Below are 449 nucleotides of genomic sequence, written 5' to 3'. Positions count from 1 at the left end.
ACCGAAGACGCCCGACAGGTTGCCCTTGACGATGCGTGACCAGATGACCTCGCCATACAACAGCTTGGAAAAGCGTTGAGGCAAAGTACCCCAGTTCCATGTCGAGAGTGCGCTGGACGTCAGGGCGCTGCCGAATTCATTCTGGTTCTTGAGCACGTCAGTGTAGTGGGTCCAGGCAACCCCGAACACGATGGGCAGTGCGAACAGCAGAATGCCCAGCGTGATGTTGCGTGCACTGATGGCCTTGAGCAGGCCCCCATTGCGCTGGATTTCGTGGACCAGGAATACCAGTGCCATTACCGCCAGCACCGGCAGGCCGGTGGTGGCTTTTTGCAGGATCGAAAGCGAAATCAGAGTGGTGAAATAAATCGCGTCCCGGTGGCGACCTGCGGCCAGGAAATCGAGGAAATACTTAATCGCGGCAACGGCGAAGAACACCGCCACCGTCT

Annotated in this window: 1 protein-coding gene; it reads right to left on the bottom strand. The window is 57.7% G+C overall.

The window, feature by feature from the left end:
* A partial coding sequence (locus AC1DLB_RS32100) for a hypothetical protein (RefSeq protein WP_477786549.1) occupies positions 1 to 449 on the bottom strand: 449 nt, incomplete at both ends.

Source organism: Pseudomonas sp. 05N434 (assembly GCF_056396965.1).
The sequence above is the reverse complement of the archived record's forward strand: the minus strand, read 5'-3'. Positions and strand labels throughout refer to the sequence as shown.